Here is a 16008-nt window from a genome sequence, read left to right on the forward strand (position 1 = left end):
AGATAGTACTTCGGCTACGCTCAGTAACCATCGCGGGTCTAAATCCCCGACTGATGGTTACTGAGCGACTCGTGCCGAGCGGAGTCGAGGTAAGCCGAAGTATTGATTCTGACCGGAACAACGGAAACGTCTTTGGCTCCGCCTCCGGTCAGAATAGCTGAATTCTTCTTCAATTAATAACGACTTTTTCAAATAATTTGGACTGGAGAATTTTAATATTCCCTGTCTAATTACTGATTTTATGTTGAATGTAACTATTTTGATGAAATTATTCGTAAATTCCCGTTAAAGATAGTAAATTACGGATTTCTTCACGCACACTCATGAGAGTTTTACCGAGGTGGTTTTGACCAGCTTTATTAGCACCACAACCCCAAAAAGAATCGGTTGGGGAGTCTTCAACCAAAAGCTCATCGCCTGTCTTCAGCAGAACTTCTCTAATATCAGCATGAGTGAGAAACTTTTTGAGTACAGCTTCTCGCATAGTTTGAGTTTTGACCAAATCCCAGTCTTGACGGAGTTGGCGAGTGCTACATCTTCCCAACGCGGCAGCTTCTTCTGGGGTGGCGGCGGCATGGATGAGGGGTATAATTGCCGCATCTTTGCTGCCAACAAACTTTTGCGCTTGATAATAATGCTCAACCGTTGCCCAGCAAGCGCCCTGGATGTGGATTTCGTGGGGAGAAAAGTTAGAAAAACAGCCATAAGGCTGCCAAACCTTATAAAAGTAAATGGTCATTTGAAAATTGCTCTTTCATATATAGCAATCCTATTTGATTTGTGAGAATTGCAACCCAAAACCGAACTTATAAGGATTCTAAATTCTGTTACTTTATCAAAGAAGGCAGTTCTTCCAAAGGTCAGTTTTCCTACCCCCTGCTCCCTGCCCCCTGCTCCCTGCCCCCTTCATAGGTAAGGTGAGGGTGAAAGCTGTTTGACCAAATGTTGAATCAAGAGTGAGGTCGCCATGATGTGCCCTGGCAATTTCACGGGCTAGGCTGAGTCCTAGTCCGATGCCTTCTATGTTACGGGTTCGAGCCGGATCGCCGCGATAGAAGCGGTCAAAAATGCGATCGCGTTCACGTGCGCCGTAGGCATCGCTTACTGGAATATCTTTGGATGCATTGGCAATTGTGACGTGGAGAGTTGTTTGAGTTTGATGAGTGCGAATTTTTATCCAGCCGTTGGCGAGATTGTATTTTATAGCATTACTGAACAGGTTTTGCAAAACTTGAATCAGAAGATCGCGATCGCCCTGTAAGCGTAGTCCATCAGCAAAGTCAGTTTGCACAGTCAAGTGGGGAGCCAGCATTTCCACATCTTCTAGCATCTCCTTCAGCAACTCAGACATATCCACCTCAACCAGATACAAGCTCATTTTTCCGGCATCTGCCAGAGATAGCAACAAGAGTTTCCGTATAATTCCACTTAGGCGGCGTACCTCATCCAATAGGTTACTTAAGCGCTGTTGTACTTCACTTCCAGGATCGACCTGTTGCAGCGTTCGTTCTAGTTCGCCTTGTAAAATAGTCAGTGGGGTTTTTAGTTCATGAGCCGCATCACCACTAAAGCGGGAAGCTTGGGTAAAACTGCGTTCCAAGCGTTCCAACATCAGGTTAAATACCTGAATCAACTCGACAAATTCAACATCAGTTGTTCCAATGGGAATGCGTTGATCTAGTCCTTTGACAGTTACCTGTTGAATAACACCTGTTAATTGATGGATAGGACGCAAAGCACCACCAGAAACTAACCATGCACCGACTGCAACCAGGAGGAGCGATCCCGGAATTGAAACCAGGAAAATATTCTGAATGATAGCCATTTCTTGATCGACGGCTTGCAGATTCACAGCAATGCCAACCTGAGCATTGGGAAATTTAGTTGCTCCAATCCGCCAAGCTGCTTTTGCTGTCTGTTCAGTGACAAATTGAGGTGGACGTGGACGAAGAAAGGGTGGCGGTGATTCTCTTTGCGGGGGTGGTGGTAAAGGTATCAACTGAAGAAGCTCAAGCAGCAGACGATTCACCTCAACGTCGGCAGGTAGGGAGTTAGATTGATAAAGGATGTTACCGTTTGCATCAAGCACCAGTATGGCAATGGGGGTTTTTGTATTGGTTCCGAAGGCATCAGATAATGAATCTTCGTAAAATTGCCATCGTGAGGGTCGGCTTTCTTTGCCCTGATTTTCAGGAGGTTCCCCCCGTGGTGGCAATTTCGGAGTTGCCCGCATCAAGTGATTTAACAGTTCTGCATCAAGACGGCTAATTTTAGCATTGTAAATCTGAAACCAGGAGACTGCGCCAAAACCTACTAATGTGGTTCCAGCTAGAGCCGCAGACAATAGGGCAATTCGGAGGCGAAACGAAGGAAGCTTTATCATAATTCGTAATTCGTAATTCGTAATTCGTAATTGAATGTTGATATCAAATCCGTTTGTATCGGAATTATTTCTCTGCGGACTGAGGGTTTAAATCCCCCTCACAAAACATAATACGAATTACGAATTGTTTAAGAGCTAGACTCTGGTTTGCGAAACCGATATCCAACTCCTCGAATGCTTTCAATCCACACTGCTTCATCAATGGGGTCAATTTTTTTACGAATTCGCTGGATACAAACATCTACGACGTTAGTGTTGGGGTTAAAGTCGTAGCCCCAAACATGCTCCAGAATTTGGGTACGGGTGAAAACCCGTCCGGGAGAGCGCATCAGATACTCTAGAAGATTGAACTCGCGGCTGGTAAGTTCTATGGCTTGGCGATCGCAAGTGACTTCCCTGGTGATGCGATCTAGTTTGATGGGCCCAACGCTAAGGAGATTTTGGCGTAGGCGTAGCCCGTCGTAGACATCGCTCACACTCCGGCGGACAACGGCATGAATTCGAGCCGCTAACTCTTCCACAAAAAACGGTTTAGCGATATAGTCATCGGCTCCCAAATTTAGCCCTTCTAAGCGATCGTCTAGTTCATTCCGAGCCGTCAACAAAATTACCGGTGCATTCCGACCTTGCCGCCGCAAGAGTTTTAAGATCGATAGTCCATCCTTCCCCGGCATCATAATGTCGAGGACAAGAACATCATATTCATTTTCTAATGCCCGCAGATATCCTTCATCACCATTGTCGCAGTAGTCTACAACAAATCCCTGCTCCTTCAGTCCAGCCCGGACGAAGTTAGCAATTTTCGCTTCATCTTCGACAAATAGAACGTTCACAAGTATTTATTAGTTTATACATTGTTCCATTTTAGATTCATTACGTTTCTACTTAAATTACAAAACTGTAATTTAGAAAGCAAGTGAACTGTAATTTTGAGGTGGCTTAATCAGAAATATGAACACCTTACCTTTTGCAGGTTGATTTATATGAATATTCGTCGAGTGTTAGCCGTAGCAGCGATTCCTTTTTTGATTGGTACATTCGGTTTTGGTGTACAAAATCAAGCAAATGCCGCTAATCCATCCAATCGGAATGCACAGATTTCTCAACATCAAAGACCACAAATATCTGATAAAAAACCACAGATTAAACATTCTAAACCCCTTCTAAATCAGAAAAAGCGTCCTCCCCAACATCCCCAAAATCATAATCAGGGCGCGGTTCAAAATCGTGTATAACATAATAACCGTTAATTGCAGCACCCTTTCTTCCTCAAAATTACAAAATTGTAATTTACAAGCAGGGCAAACTGTAATTTTGGTTCGGTTAAATCAGAAATGTAAACGATCTATCTTTTGGAAAATGATAATGAATATTCGTAGAATACTAGTTGTAACAGCGATTCCCGTTCTGGTTGGCACATTTGGTTTTATTTCACTCAATCAGGCAAATGCCGCTAATCAATTCCCTCAAATTGCACAGGCACAACAACCACCTAACCAACGACCAGAAGGTGAACAGCGCCCACATCGACCCGATTTTAAGGCTGCGGCGGCAAAGTTAGGAGTTAGCGAACAACAGTTAAAGGATGCGTTGGGTGTCCCTGCTAATCCTCCCACAGGCGATCGCAATCAGCGCCCACCTCGACCTGATTTTAAGGCGGCTGCTACCAAGTTAGGAGTTACTGAACAACAGTTAAAGGATGCGTTGGGTGTCCCTGCTAATCCTCCCACAGGCGATCGCAATCAGCGTCCACCTCGACCTGATTTTAAGGCGGCTGCTACCAAGTTAGGAGTTAGCGAGCAACAGTTAAAGGATGCGTTGGGTGTCCCTGCTCATCCTCCCACAGGCGATCGCAATCAGCGCCCACCTCGACCTGATTTTAAGGCGGCTGCGGCGAAGTTAGGAGTTACTGAACAACAGTTAAAAGATGCGTTGGGTGTTCCGCCTCATCCTCCAAGCGATCAGCCAGCACCTCCTACAAATCGGTAGTTTAGTTATTCCCAGTCGGCTCCATAACTGGAATGTTCGGCTTTAGCGATAGGGTAGAGGTCAATACGCTTGGGTTAAGCTTTTTTTTCTCCCCCTGCTTCCCCTGCTTCCCCTGCTCCCCCTGCCTGCCTTAACAGATAAATTTCCTTAACTGAACTGTATTGGGGTATAGGTTACAAAAAATATATTCCTGATTACTTGTCACCTCTCCTCTACCCTCAGTTCAAATTCCTGTTCGATGGTTAGGAATGCGACGGCTAGGCAGTGAGAGCGCGATCATCCAAACACCCGTCAACAAAAAATTAATCCCTGCAAATAATCCCAGCACCCAAGCTGCACTGAAAGGCCATTTATACAAAATTAAAATTCCCAGAATAATGGCCATCATGCCACTAAACAGTGTCCAACCCCAATTTGGATCTGGACGTATTTGAAATGCTGTAATTACCTCAAATACACCCTCAGCCAAAAAGACAATTCCCAAGGCTAAGGTGAGGGAGAGGGCAGCGCCAAAGATGTTGCCAATCAACATAATCCCAGCAAGTACATATAGAATACCAACCACAAGCTTTGGCCAGAAGCCTTTTTGTCGTCGTGATTGCAATGCGTGGACAATTCGGACAATACCAGCGATCAATAAAAACCAAGAGATTACGATTGTGATGGCAATAGTGGCAACGAATGGTTCTGCGATCGCTGCCATACCTAGCACAATCATTAGAATGCCTAGAACGATGAACCATCCTAAATTTTGTCTCTCTTGACCGATGTTTTCAGAATTCATAACAGTTTCCAAAATGCGTTAAAACTGCGCTTCTATTGATAAATTTTATTTGCCTAAATAACTTAATAGCTTAAGTCATTTAGGCAAATTTAATGAAAAAAAATTATACAGGTACGATGATTGTCTTGTGATTAATATTGACTTTTGTACATATATAACTGTATTGCATATAGTTAGTTTTAACCTAACAATAGCAGTCCTAAATCATTTGTGAAAATTATATATTTATTCCTTTTTTCTTCCCTTTGCGTCCTTGGCGTTCTTGGCGTTCTTGGCGGTTCGTTTCCTTGTCTATATTTTTCACGAATCAAATAGGACTGCTATATTAACCTGTTAAATCCCACTTCTGAATGTAAGTAAGGATGTTTAAACTATGACTAAGATGAGAGAAATATATAGTTATGAATTAAGTAAAAAGTTTACAGTAGCTTAAGTTTTAACTTCCTCATTCCCTGGAGATAAAGCGAGTATAGCAACGATTAAGATTTAGTCTTGATTACTCTTTCTACAGACTGATGAAAGAGAGATTAACGCATTGAGGATAAATCTCTAGCAAAATTTCGTTTCAGTAGTATAGAGTGCTGAGTATTCAGCACTCTATTAGTCAACTAAACCATTTAAGTAGGTTGGCGCAATTACAGCTAACTGGCTAAGGCTGTCATTTGTCCTCTGTCACTTGTACTGAGCGACTTGTGCCGAGCGAAGTCGAGGTAAGTCGAAGTATTGGTCATTAGTAAGGGTTTTAAGCCTCTTTATGTTTCGTAACATACTTGGGGGTTTTTCGCGCCAACTTACTAACATTAAAAATCGAAGGTTGTACGAAGCACACCCACATACTGCGGATCATTTCTACTATCATTTTCCGGGTTGAGAATCACCCAAAAACCAGGAGTTACTGAGATATTATCGTTCAGGCGGTAGCGATAGAATGCTTCAATATGGTAAGCGGTGTCTCGGTCTTGACGGACATCACTGTTAGAGACACGCGGCGGTATACCAAAGAGAATTCCCGGCAGGTTGCCTTTACCGCCCACATCGGGAAACGACATACCAATCGCTCCAAACCAAGCATTGGCATTATCGCCATTGTTCACAAAAAGAGAATCTGTTCCACCCCTACCATTAGAAATATCGCTGAAACCAGAGTTCTTCGCATTTGCCCAGACATATCCACCCCAAGAGTGAACCTGGAAATTTTGAGAAAAGCGATAGTATCCCTGTACACCGACAATACTATTGGAAGTAGCAATGTTGTTTCCAAAGGGAGCATTTGAAAGGGCACTGCCTCTCCCGGCGTTGATATCTACAGTGCTAGCAGGGTTATAACCATGAGAGTAAGCGACACCAATAGCTCCTTGTTCGCCGTAATATGCTAGGTGCGCTAGAGCATTGTAGCCGCCATTAAATAAGCCATTTTGCGCTGATGGAACGTTTGGACTATTTGCTAAATAACCCAAGGTGAGAATTAAGTTTTTACTGATACTCCAGTTAGCGGCTGCACCACCACCACCTCGCTCGAAGAGGGGGCTGTTTTTGCCAAATAGTGAGGGAATCCCATTACCATCATCGGCGATCGTGGCAGGAGTGATGTTATTTGTGATGTCGTTGTAACCAATACCTGCGGGGCCAACAACGAAAGAAAGGGAATCACCAACGGGGAAGTAGTAACGGATGTGGGGAATTATTAGTGTATTGTTGCTGTCATTGTCGAAATTCAGGCGTGTCATGCCAGTGCCTGTGGCTGCGGCAATTTGACTTGCACCACTGGAATTTGCAAAGTTGCCAAACTCTAGCCGGACTCGCAATAAATCTTTGCCGGTGAAGCTACTTTCTAAGTTGAGACGACCCCGGTTTGCAAAATAGAGACGAGATTCATCGCTTTGTCCACCGACTCTATTACCAAAGGTATCACTAATGGCGGTAATAATTTGAGCATTCAACTTAGTAGTGGTGGAAAATTGTTGCTTCTCTAGTGTTCCTGTTCGTGCTTCCACGGTATCTACCCGCCCGCGCAGAGTTGCCAATTCTGCGGCAAACTCTGTCTGCAAATTTTGCAGCACTGTCAAATCTTCTTTCTTGACTAAATCATTAGTACCCACAGCAATTAATTCATTTACCCGGTCTAAGCAGGCGTTTAAACCAGCTGCAAATTCATAACGACTCAAGACCCGATTACCACGATAGGTTGCATCAGGATAACCTGCAATACAGCCATAGCGTTCGACTAGTGATTGCAGTGCCTGGAATGCCCAATCGCTCGGTTTGATGTCGGAAAGTTGAGAAACAGAATTTACTTGTCCCTGTAAATTTCTATCATCTTCTGGAGGTGCTGCCCAAACTGCTGGAACTGCCAAAAATAAGATAAAAAAGCTATGAAAAAGAGCTTTTAACATTGACTTATTTACTTGAAAATGGTTGAATTCTGACTTTGTAACTAAAGAGATTACAAGTTAATCAGCATTAAAGTTACATATTTTGAGTTGAGGTTTTAGGTTAATTAAAGCAATATAACTTTTTGCTCATTGCTGCTTTTAATAGCTGCTTCTATAATTCGCATTACATTAATTCCGTCTTCGGCAGTAACAGCAATTGGCTGATTATCAACAATAGATTTATATACCGCGTCGTAATAGCCTAAATAACTGCCCTGTGAGCTTTTTACTTTTTCCCGAATTACTTTTGTGTCTTTTTCTGTATGCAGCAAGCCATATTCACTTTCCGGCTCTGTATACCAATCAAGTGTATTAGGCTTGATACCCGCTACTAAATACTCTTCTTGGGCATCGGCTCTGCTTTTGAGAAAAGAACCTTTAGTGCCATGTATGATGTAGGCAGGTGCAGGTTCACGCACAAGGAAACCCGCTTTTAACTTGACGCGCAGTTTGTCGTAGTATAGTATCAACTCGAAATAATCATCTACCTGCGATCGCTGCCTTGTGATTCGGATGTCTGCAAAAATAGCATCCGGCATCCCAAGTAAATGCACAGCTTGGTCTATTAAGTGCGGGCCTAAATTGTTTAATATTCCTGCACCTGGACTTGGAATTTCTATGTGTTGTTTGTGACTGAGTGCTGGTTTATATTTTTGAAATTGAAATTCGGCTTCAATAATATCACCCAATAAACCTTCTTGGATAACTTTTTTGACTGTTTTAAAATCACTATCCCACCTGCGGTTTTGATATACAGATAATTTCTTTCCCTGTTTTAATGCCAATTCATGCAGTTGTTCTGCTTCTTTCACTGTTGTAGTAAATGCTTTTTCTACCACTACATGCTTGTCTGCCAACAAAGCCTGTTTAGTATAATCGTAATGTATATAAGTTGGTGTATTTACCACCACCAACATTACCCGGTCGTCGGCTAGCAATGCTGACAAAGAATGATAGCTTTTTACTCCTGGATAATCTTCCTGTATCAGCTTTTTGCTTCTTTCCCAAGAGCCTGCTAATTGAAAACCGGGATGCAAATCAATGAACGGCGCATGAAATACCCTACCAGACAAACCATAAGAACAAAGAGCCGTATTGAGAGTTTCCATCTTTTTACTGATTGACTGAAGCGAAAGCTTGTATTTAGTTCACCAAATTAATTTTGAGAAGTAGTGGGTGCAATACTTTCGGTTAAGGCAAGAGACGCGATGAATCGCCGTCTCTACAATAATCTGTCTTTCGTTTTGACGGCGATTTCTCGCGTCTTTGCGATCTAAAATTTTCATCAAAAAAACCTTAACCGAACTGTATTGGTAGTGGGTGGCTCTAGCCCTCATCTAAGCACTAAAATGCTTACTACGAACTCTCTCAAACTGTCATAATACTTATAGCAAAATCAGGCTTGGTGAGACTACGAATTACGAATTACGAATTACGAATTACGAATTACATATCTTCTAACTCGATTCCTTTGGTTTCTTTAATAAAAAAGAGAATGAAAAAGAATGAGGTAGCCGCCGCAATTGTATAAAGTCCATAGGCAGAACCTAGACCAAAATATTGCAGTATGGGAGGAAATGTCGTGGAAATAACGAAATTTGCAACCCATTGGATTGCAGCCGCAACTGAAAGTGCAGCCGCTCGAATCTTGTTATTAAACATTTCTCCCAACAGCACCCAAACCACTGGGCCCCAAGAGAAACCGAAACAAAATACATAGAGGTTGGCTGCGATAAGAGCCACAGTGCCGGCACTTCCAACGAGGGCGGGGTTTCCAGCAGCATCTAGAGGAGCGTTGCCAAAAACATAAGCCATCGTTCCCAAGGTAAAGGTCATGCCAATTGAACCTATTATTAGCAAGGGCTTGCGACCAAATTTATCCACGAAGGCGATCGCAATCAGTGTTGTAATAATATTGACTGCTGCTGTAATCACCGTAATGCTTAGGGAATCTTTTTCGGAAAACCCGACTGCCCGCCACAAAACGCTGCTGTAGTAGAAAATTACATTAATCCCAACAAATTGCTGTAATACAGATAAGCCTATTCCTATCCAAACAATTGGGAGAAGTCCACCACTTCTACTCAACAGGTCAGAAAACTTAGGGTGGCGTTCAAGAAGTACTGTCTGCCGAATTTCTTCAATTTTTGGCAGCACATCACCCCCCAAAATCTTGGTCAGAACGTTAACGGCTTCTGGTTCGCGTCCTTTGGCAACTAAGTAACGAGGGGATTCAGGTATTGTTAAAGCCACCATCCCATAAAATACAGCTGGCGGAACTGCTGTCCAAAACATCCAGCGCCAAGCTGCAACCCCAAACAAAAACGGCAAGTCTGCTGAACCTGCTGACACAGCGATAAAGTAGTCGCTCAATAAGGCGACGAAAATTCCCACTACGATCGCTAATTGTTGCAGAGATCCTAATCTTCCTCGCAAATGAGTGGGAGAACATTCCGCAATGTAAGCTGGGGCGATGACGCTAGCAACGCCGATTCCAATCCCACCCAATACTCGCCAAAAGATAAAATCCCAGATAGTGAAGGCAAGCCCAGAGCCAATGGCACTGATAGTAAATAACGCCGAAGCGACCACCATTGCCTTGATTCGACCATAACGGTCTGCAATTTGTCCGGCAAAGAACGCTCCTGCGGCAGATCCCAGTAACGCTAGGGACACTCCCAGCCCTGTCAGCCAACTACTGGTGTTAAAAGCTTTTGCTAAAGATAAAACCGCACCGTTGATTACAGCAGTGTCAAAACCGAACAGAAAGCCGCCGAGGGCAGCAGCACCAGCAATCAAAATCACATAAAACGTGCTGGATTTACGACGAACAGTAGTAGAAGACATAGTTTATATATTGGGAATTGGGAATTGGGGATTGGGAATTGGGCATGGGGCATTGGGCATGGGGAATTATAGCGGTTCTCGAATGGAAGCAATACACTTTGACCTCACTTCCATTCCTCTCTCCTAAAAGGAGAGAGGCTTTGAATCTTACTCCCCTTCCCTACAAGGGAAGGGGCTGGGGGTTAGGTCTGTATTGCACTCAACAGAAAAGCACTATAGTTAGTTCTTTATTCTCCGTGTCCCCCAACTCCCCACTCCCCTCCCTTTCATGCTTCAACGTCTAGAACGTCTGCGGAGTCGGTCAATCATTACTGCCAAAATAATTACTAGGCCTTTGACGACTAGTTGCCAGAAGTAAGATAGGTTCAACAGAGTTAAACCGTTGTTGAGAATAGCAATGATTAATGCACCGAGAAGAGTGCCGCCAATGGTGCCAATACCACCTGTAAAGCTGGTTCCACCTAGAATAACAGCTGCGATCGCATCTAATTCATAACCTTGACCTAATATGCCACTGGCACTATATAGACGGCTGGCGCTCATGATTCCTCCTAAGCCTGCCAGTAATCCGCTAATACCATAGACAAATAGCAAGACACGATTAACTTTAATCCCAGTTAATCTGGCTGCCCGTTCGTTACCACCAACGGCATATATCTGCACTCCTAAAACAGTTTGTCGCAGCACAAACCAGCTAGCTATTACAGTCAGTAGCGCAATGATTACTAGCCACGGCAGAGGCCCGATGTAACTATTACCCACCCAAGCAAAATTGATGTCTCGGTTAATCAGCGTTGTCCCTTTGGCAATCAAAAAGGCCACACCCCGCAAGGCTGTAAGTGAACCCAGCGTCACAATAAAAGGTGGCACATCCAAGAAGGTGATGAGAGCGCCGTTGACTAAGCCTAAAAGCAATCCTGCCAGCAATGCAGCAGGTACAGCTGCCCAACTTAAAGCCGGCAATAGGGATACCAGCAGTCCAACTACGGCAGAAACAGCCAATATTGACCCAACTGATAGGTCAATACCTCCAGTGAGAATTACAAAGGTCATTCCTGTCGCCAGCACAATATTGATTGATGCCTGACGCAAGATATTAACGATGTTGCCGCCCGTAAGGAAGTTGGGAGAAAGGAATGCAAATAAGATGCAGATAATTACTAAAATTGGCAGAATACCCGCAACTTCCAATAGAGTGGTAATTGATTTCCGGTTGCGGGATGCGGGATTGTTGGCTAATTTATTGGTCGGCGGTCTGACTGTCTGACTCATAATGCTGATACCTCCGATGCTCCTGTTGCATAGTGCATAATCTTTTCTTGGGTGATTTCTTTGCCAAGACTGCCGTCCAGTTCGCCTACCAGTTGTCCTTCTCGCATCACCAAGACGCGATCGCTCATACCAACAATCTCTGATAGTTCGCTGGAAACCATTAAAATAGCAACACCTTGTGCTGCTAATTCACTCATAATTCGGTAAATTTCGCTTTTGGCACCGATATCTACGCCGCGTGTCGGCTCATCTAACATCAGGACTCTGGGTTTAATGGCTAGCCAACGCGCTAGCAGTAGCTTCTGTTGATTCCCACCAGAAAGATCCAATGCTCGAATTTCCAAATTGGCTAGACGGATATTAAAGTTTTCTACCGCGTCTGTTGATAGCCGATTCACTGAAGCCCAGTTCACAATTCCACCCTTTGCATCTTGCTTAAGTGTGTTGATGGCAATATTCTTACGGGCGCTCATCTCCAGAAATAAACCTTGGTCTTTGCGGTCTTCTGGGACATAGCCAATTCCCGCAGCGATGGCATCACTGGGGGTATTAATTTCTAGTTTTTTGCCGTTTAAAAATACTTCACCACTGGCTTTGCGGTCAGCACCAAAAATCAGCCGAGATAGTTCTGTACGTCCAGCACCAACCAACCCGGCTAAACCAACAATTTCTCCGGCATGAACTTTAAGACTAGCCGGCTCAATCTTCTGGCGGGCATCACTCATGTTTCTGACTTCCAGTACCACGGGGCCAGGATTCATTTGCCGTTGATGTTCATAAAAGTCTTGCATGGAGCGACCGACCATCATCTGTACCAATCGCTGTGGAGAAATTTCACTGCGTGTAAGACTGCCAATATATTGACCATCGCGCAACACGCTAATTCGGTCAGCTAAGGCATAGATTTCTTCCATGCGATGGCTGATGTAAATAATGGCAATGCCATCACGCCGCAGTTTGCGAATTACCTCAAATAAATGGTCACTCTCGCGGTCAGAAAGTGCTGCTGTTGGCTCATCCATCACCAAAACGCGGCTTTTGTCTTTCAACGCTCTGGCAATTTCGACTTGTTGCTGTTCTGCGATCGATAAAGTACCAACTATAGTTTGTGCTGTAAAATTGGCTCCCAGGCTTTCTAAGACTTGCTCTGCTTCCAGTTGCATAGCTTTGCGGTCTAAAAACTGACCTCGCCGCAACTCGCTACCCATAAACATATTTTCGGTAACGGTTAAATTCGGGGCAACATTCAGTTCTTGATAAATAAGATTAATCCCCGCCTTGCGTGCTGTCGCCGGATCGGTAATTTTCAGGGGTTGACCATTGATCCGAATTTCTCCTTCATCGGCAATATAAGCCCCAGCCAGGATTTTCATCAATGTACTTTTACCTGCTCCATTTTCACCCATGAGGGCGTGAACTTCTCCTGGATAAATCGTGAGATTAACATTTTGGAGCGCAGATACACCATGAAATCGTTTGGTAATCCCTTGCATTTCTAATACAGGGGTGGTGGTAGGTGCATCAGGAAATGAGGTTTCAATACTTGTTGTCATGAACATCTCCTGTAAAAAGAATTTAAAAGTCTAATTGAAAGCTATAAATTCATCGCTGATGTGAAATTAAAATTATGAGAAAATTAGGTTTTTAAAACTGGTTGCTATCTCAATACAGTTCAGTTAAGCCTCTCTTTCTTCTCTCCGCGTTCTCTGCGTCTTGGCGGTTCGTTAAAAAATTAACTTTGGAACCAGAGTTTTAGCCTTAACCCAAGTATATTGGTTGCTATCTTGGAAAGTTCTGAATATCTGAAGGTGACATTCAGAACTTTTTACAGATGCACATATATACATGATGGTTATGTGCAAAAACTATGTCAATGTATCAAAAGACTCAATTCAGATTGGGGAGCATCCCAAATGTGCAAGTTTATTTTTATACGGGATTTTGGCTTAGGCCAATAATGAAATAACGAACCGCCAAGTACGCCAAGTACGCCAAGGAAAGAGGTTTGTACAGGGTTTTTGTACCAATCCTGTGTCTTTTGGCAAAATTGGGATGCTCCCTTCAGATTGACATTATTTTGAATAATTGTAAATTTACAATTATTATTTCCAGCCTTTTTCTGTGCTGACATTATCTTTTGTAATCAGCTTAACTGGAATCAAAATGGTAGAATTACTAGGTTTCTTCCCATTTAAAATATCGTTTCCAACCTGAACTGCTTTTTCGGCCATTCCTCGCGGATTTTGAGTAGCGGTTGCAGCATATAAACTGTCTTTAGCTGCGATCGCAGTGATTGCTTCTGGCGCACCATCAACCCCGACAATAAAGAAATCTTTACGTTGTGCTTGGTTTGCTGCTAGTTCTGCACCAACTCCACTCGGATCGTTGATGGCAAAAACAGCATCAATTTTCGGGAAGGTTGTGAGCAAATCAGTCATAACTCTCAGTCCTCCATCCCGGCTACCTTCTGCATTTTGGTTTTTAGAGAGAATTTTGATATCGGGATATTTAGACAGTACACTCTCACAGCCACTAACTCGTTGAATCACCGAGTCTACCGGCGGCCCATTAACTATTACTACATTGCCTTTACCTTTGAGGCGATCGGCAATATATTTGCAACTAACTTCTCCAGCTTGAACATTATTAGTAGTGATGGTGGCATCCACACCTCCTTCAGCACCAGTATCTACCGCAATGACAATTCTACCTGCAAGTTTAGCTTTTTCAATTGCTGGTTTAATGCCGCTTTTATCAGCAGCATTGACAATAATAATATCAGTATTGGAAGCAGTAAAATTTTCAATTTGATTGGATTGTTGATTCAAGTCATAGGCACTGGAAACTACAGTCACATTGACATCTTTACCGCCAATTTTTTTTGCTTCCGCCTCAGTTGCTTGTCCCATAAGGACGAAAAAAGGATTACTTAAATCGCCAACAGTGAAGGCAACCGATCGTAATTTTCCATTCCCAGTGGCAGTTTTAGTCTCAGCACTAGTATTTGTAGCAGGTTTTGTATCACTGTTAGTAGCATTGTTATCGGGAGAAGCATTTGTACAGCCGACAACGCTACCACTGATGAAACCTAGTATGCTAGCTGCGATTACGCGAAGCGTAACACTAGAAGTGAACGCAATTTTTTTCATATTCCTATATCTCCTAAATCTCTAAAAACAGGGTCAAGTATTGTAACCCTCGTCCATCAAGCCTTTCTCTGCGTGTTGTAATTACGAATTACGAACTTGTACTGAGCGAAGTCGAAGTATTACGAATTACGAATTATTCTTACCAGCCTTTGTACCTGCTAAGATTCTCTCTAGTAACCAAGTTGACTGGAATCAGAATGTTAGGTGACTCAGGTTTTTTACCCTGGATGATATCGTTGCCAATCTGAACTGCTTTTTCGGCCATCCCTGCCGGATTTTGCGCCGCAGTTGCAGCAAATACACCATCTTTGTCTTCCATTGCTTTGGTTGCATCTGGCGAACCGTCAACCCCAACAATAAAAAATTCTTTGCGTTTTGCTTGTCTAGCGGCTAAGTCTGCACCCACGCCGCTTTGATCGTTGGTGGCAAAAACGGCATCAATTTTGGGAAAGGTTGTGAGCAAATCACTCATCACTCTCAGTCCCCCATCCCTTGTCCCTTCAGCGTTTTGGTCTTTAGAGATGAGTTTGATACCAGGATATTTAGATAATGACTTTTCACAGCCACCGACTCGTTGATTGATTGAATCCATCGGCGTACCATTGAGGATGACTACACTACCTTGACCTTTGATGCGATCGGCAATATATTGACAAGCAATCTCACCAGCTTGGGTATTGTTAGAGCTAATCATTGCATCCACGTCTGCATCAACGGCTGAATCTAGTGCAATGACAACCTTACCTGCAAGCCTTGCTTGATCGATTACCGGTTTAACTCCTTTTTTATCAACAGCACTAAGGATAATTAAATCAGTATTCGCGGCAGTAAAATTTTCAATTTGGTTGCTTTGTTGGTTCAGATCAAAACCACTAGAAACCGCATTAACTCTAATATTACCCCCGATTTTCTTAGCTTCTGTCTCCGCTCCCTTCTGCACTGCATTATAGAAAGGGTTTCCCAAATCTCCCAAAGCGACACCAATTGTTTGCAATTTTCTATTTGGACTATTAACTTTAGTCTCTAAACTAGTGTTGGTGGCAGTATTAGTACCATTAGTAGCAGAGTTGTCATTTGGAGTGCTATTTGTGCAGCTAACAACAGTGAAACCTAGTATGCCAACTATGAGTAAAATTCTCTTCATATTCGTCT

General features: G+C 43.3%; 13 protein-coding genes. 2 read left to right on the forward strand and 11 right to left on the reverse strand.

From position 1 onward, the window contains the following. Positions 1-268 precede the first annotated feature (268 nt). The 3 genes from HWQ36_RS13650 to HWQ36_RS13660 all read right to left on the reverse strand — a co-directional run bounded on the left by HWQ36_RS13650 (position 269) and on the right by HWQ36_RS13660 (position 3216). Positions 269-739: an N-glycosidase gene (locus HWQ36_RS13650; RefSeq protein WP_292703367.1), complete on the reverse strand. Its 471-nt coding sequence runs from the start codon at positions 737-739 to the stop codon at positions 269-271. A gap of 96 nt (positions 740-835) precedes the next feature. Then, on the reverse strand, positions 836-2383 hold the full coding sequence (locus tag HWQ36_RS13655; RefSeq protein WP_292703370.1) for an ATP-binding protein: 1548 nt from the start codon (positions 2381-2383) through the stop codon (positions 836-838). A gap of 128 nt (positions 2384-2511) precedes the next feature. Continuing rightward, complete coding sequence (locus tag HWQ36_RS13660; protein WP_292703373.1) at positions 2512-3216, reverse strand: response regulator transcription factor; 705 nt, start codon at positions 3214-3216, stop codon at positions 2512-2514. A 150-nt stretch (positions 3217-3366) separates the two neighbouring features. Between HWQ36_RS13660 and HWQ36_RS13665 the strand changes: the two genes are divergently transcribed. Both HWQ36_RS13665 and HWQ36_RS13670 read left to right on the forward strand, forming a co-directional pair. Then, positions 3367-3618 (forward strand): hypothetical protein, encoded by a 252-nt coding sequence (locus tag HWQ36_RS13665; RefSeq protein ID WP_292703375.1) that lies wholly within the window; start codon positions 3367-3369, stop codon positions 3616-3618. Between the two features lie 130 nt (positions 3619-3748). Continuing rightward, complete coding sequence (locus tag HWQ36_RS13670; protein WP_292703377.1) at positions 3749-4372, forward strand: hypothetical protein; 624 nt, start codon at positions 3749-3751, stop codon at positions 4370-4372. A gap of 223 nt (positions 4373-4595) precedes the next feature. Here the strand turns inward: HWQ36_RS13670 and HWQ36_RS13675 are convergent, their stop codons facing one another. The 8 genes from HWQ36_RS13675 to HWQ36_RS13710 all read right to left on the reverse strand — a co-directional run bounded on the left by HWQ36_RS13675 (position 4596) and on the right by HWQ36_RS13710 (position 16000). After that, a complete protein-coding gene (locus tag HWQ36_RS13675) occupies positions 4596-5156 on the reverse strand; it encodes an HdeD family acid-resistance protein (protein ID WP_292703379.1) in 561 nt (186 codons plus the stop codon). An 800-nt stretch (positions 5157-5956) separates the two neighbouring features. Then, positions 5957-7549, reverse strand: coding sequence for an iron uptake porin (locus HWQ36_RS13680; RefSeq protein ID WP_292703381.1), 1593 nt, complete (start codon positions 7547-7549; stop codon positions 5957-5959). Positions 7550-7653: 104 nt separating this feature from the next. After that, entirely contained in the window at positions 7654-8697 is a 1044-nt protein-coding gene (locus HWQ36_RS13685) for a Gfo/Idh/MocA family oxidoreductase (protein ID WP_292703384.1), read from the reverse strand. Between the two features lie 337 nt (positions 8698-9034). Further along, positions 9035-10435 (reverse strand): sugar porter family MFS transporter, encoded by a 1401-nt coding sequence (locus tag HWQ36_RS13690; RefSeq protein WP_292703387.1) that lies wholly within the window; start codon positions 10433-10435, stop codon positions 9035-9037. A 273-nt stretch (positions 10436-10708) separates the two neighbouring features. Then, on the reverse strand, positions 10709-11707 hold the full coding sequence (locus HWQ36_RS13695) for a ribose ABC transporter permease (RefSeq protein ID WP_292703389.1): 999 nt from the start codon (positions 11705-11707) through the stop codon (positions 10709-10711). Then, positions 11704-13260: a sugar ABC transporter ATP-binding protein gene (locus tag HWQ36_RS13700; RefSeq protein ID WP_292703392.1), complete on the reverse strand. Its 1557-nt coding sequence runs from the start codon at positions 13258-13260 to the stop codon at positions 11704-11706. The genes HWQ36_RS13695 and HWQ36_RS13700 overlap by 4 nt, the downstream gene beginning before the upstream one ends. A 549-nt stretch (positions 13261-13809) precedes the next feature. Then, positions 13810-14856, reverse strand: coding sequence for an ABC transporter substrate-binding protein (locus HWQ36_RS13705; RefSeq protein ID WP_292703395.1), 1047 nt, complete (start codon positions 14854-14856; stop codon positions 13810-13812). Positions 14857-14995: 139 nt separating this feature from the next. Next, complete coding sequence (locus HWQ36_RS13710; RefSeq protein ID WP_292703398.1) at positions 14996-16000, reverse strand: ABC transporter substrate-binding protein; 1005 nt, start codon at positions 15998-16000, stop codon at positions 14996-14998. Between the last annotated feature and the right edge of the window lie 8 nt (positions 16001-16008).

The sequence above is a fragment of the Nostoc sp. NMS2 genome (genome assembly GCF_017115105.1).
Taxonomy (GTDB): Bacteria; Cyanobacteriota; Cyanobacteriia; order Cyanobacteriales; family Nostocaceae; genus Nostoc.